Genomic DNA, 2,823 nt, shown 5'->3' on the forward strand with positions numbered 1-2,823 from the left:
TGGTTAAGTTGTTAAGGGCGCACGGTGGATGCCTTGGCACTAGGAGCCGATGAAGGACGGGACGAACACCGATATGCTTCGGGGAGCTGTAAGTAAGCTTTGATCCGGAGATTTCCGAATGGGGAAACCCCCTGCCCCTAACGGGCAGGAGCCATATCTGAATCCATAGGATATGGCGGGCAGACCCGGGGAACTGAAACATCTAAGTACCCGGAGGAAGAGAAAGCAAATGCGATTTCCCGAGTAGCGGCGAGCGAAAAGGAAACAGCCCAAACCAAGGGGCTTGTCCCCTTGGGGTTGTAGGACACTCTATACGGAGTCAGAAAGGCTGGGTGTAGGCGAATCGGTCTGGAAAGGCCAGCCATAGGAGGTAACAGCCCTGTAGCCAAAACCCCCAGCCCTCCTGAGTGGATCCTGAGTACGGCGGGACACGTGAAACCCCGTCGGAATCCGGGAGGACCATCTCCCAAGGCTAAATACTCCCTAGTGACCGATAGTGAACCAGTACCGTGAGGGAAAGGTGAAAAGCACCCCGGGAGGGGAGTGAAAGAGAACCTGAAACCGTGTGCTTACAAGTAGTCGGAGCCCCTTGAGGGTGACGGCGTGCCTTTTGTAGAATGAACCGGCGAGTTGCGATCCCAAGCAAGGTTAAGCCGAAGAGGCGGAGCCGCAGCGAAAGCGAGTCTGAACAGGGCGATTGAGTTTGTGGTCGCAGACCCGAAACCGTGTGATCTACCCATGTCCAGGGTGAAGTTCAGGTAACACTGAATGGAGGCCCGAACCCACGCATGTTGAAAAATGCGGGGATGAGGTGTGGGTAGGGGTGAAATGCCAATCGAACACGGAGATAGCTGGTTCTCCCCGAAATAGCTTTAGGGCTAGCCTCGAACTGAGAGTCTTGGAGGTAGAGCACTGATTGGATGAGGGGTCCCCACAGGATTACCGAGTTCAGTCAAACTCCGAATGCCAATGACTTATGTTCGGGAGTCAGACGGCGAGTGATAAGATCCGTCGTCAAGAGGGAAACAGCCCAGACCACCAGCTAAGGTCCCAAAGTATACGTTAAGTGGCAAAGGATGTGGCGTTGCTTAGACAACCAGGATGTTGGCTTAGAAGCAGCCATCATTGAAAGAGTGCGTAATAGCTCACTGGTCGAGTGGCGCTGCGCCGAAAATGTAACGGGGCTAAACGTATCACCGAAGCTGTGGATGACTTTTGTCATGGTAGGGGAGCGTTCTAAGGGCTGTGAAGTCAGACCGGGAGGTCTGTTGGAGCGCTTAGAAGTGAGAATGCCGGTATGAGTAACGAAAAGAGGGGTGAGAATCCCCTCCGTCGAAAGCCTAAGGGTTCCTGAGGAAGGTTCGTCCGCTCAGGGTTAGTCGGGACCTAAGCCGAGGCCGGAAGGCGTAGGCGATGGACAACAGGTTGATATTCCTGTACCACCTTATGACGTTTGAGTGATGGGGGGACGCAGGAAGGTAGGGCTGGCGCGCGGCTGGATGTGCGCGTTCAAGCCGTGAGGCTGATGATGAGGCAAATCCCGTCATCTTAAGGCCAAGCGGTGATGAGGAGTGAAATTTTAGTAGCGAAGCACCCGATCCTACACTGCCAAGAAAAGCCTCTAGCGAGTCTTAAGGTGCCCGTACCCCAAACCGACACAGGTAGGCGAGGAGAGAATCCTAAGACGCTCGGGAGAACTCTCGTTAAGGAACTCGGCAAAATGACCCCGTAACTTCGGGAGAAGGGGTGCATGCCAGGGTGCATAGCCCAGGCGTGCCGCAGTGAAAAGATCCAAGCGACTGTTTAGCAAAAACACAGGTCTCTGCTAAACCGAAAGGTGACGTATAGGGGCTGACACCTGCCCGGTGCTGGAAGGTTAAGAGGAAGGGTTATCCTTTTGGAGAAGCTCTGAATCGAAGCCCCAGTAAACGGCGGCCGTAACTATAACGGTCCTAAGGTAGCGAAATTCCTTGTCGGGTAAGTTCCGACCCGCACGAAAGGTGCAACGACTTGGATACTGTCTCAACGAGAGACCCGGTGAAATTATAGTACCTGTGAAGATGCAGGTTACCCGCGACAGGACGGAAAGACCCCATGGAGCTTTACTGCAGCTTGATATTGGATGTTGGTATCGTTTGTACAGGATAGGTAGGAGCCTTGGAAGCCGGACCGCCAGGTTCGGTGGAGGCGCCGGTGGGATACTACCCTGACGGTATTGACATTCTAACCCGGAACCGTGATCCGGTTCGGAGACAGTGTCAGGTGGGCAGTTTGACTGGGGCGGTCGCCTCCTAAAAGGTAACGGAGGCGCCCAAAGGTTCCCTCAGAATGGTTGGAAATCATTCGCAGAGTGCAAAGGCATAAGGGAGCTTGACTGCGAGACCTACAAGTCGAGCAGGGACGAAAGTCGGGCTTAGTGATCCGGTGGCACCGCATGGAAGGGCCATCGCTCAACGGATAAAAGCTACCCTGGGGATAACAGGCTTATCTCCCCCAAGAGTCCACATCGACGGGGAGGTTTGGCACCTCGATGTCGGCTTATCGCATCCTGGGGCTGAAGTTGGTCCCAAGGGTTGGGCTGTTCGCCCATTAAAGCGGTACACGAGCTGGGTTCAGAACGTCGTGAGACAGTTCGGTCCCTATCCGTCGTGGGCGCAGGAAATTTGAGAGGAGCTGTCCTTAGTACGAGAGGACCGGGATGGACACACCGCTGGTGTACCAGTTGTTCCGCCAGGAGCACCGCTGGGTAGCTATGTGTGGACGGGATAAGTGCTGAAAGCATCTAAGCATGAAGCCCCCCTCAAGATGAGATTTCCCATGATG

1 rRNA gene is annotated in these 2,823 nt (G+C 54.6%); it reads left to right on the forward strand.

What is annotated here, in order from left to right:
• Position 1 precedes the first annotated feature (1 nt).
• A 23S ribosomal RNA gene (locus tag JOD45_RS16140) occupies positions 2-2,823 on the forward strand; the annotation flags it as partial.

Origin of the sequence: Scopulibacillus daqui, from assembly GCF_016908855.1 — a bacterium.
Taxonomy (GTDB): Bacteria; Bacillota; Bacilli; order Bacillales; family Sporolactobacillaceae; genus Scopulibacillus_A; species Scopulibacillus_A daqui.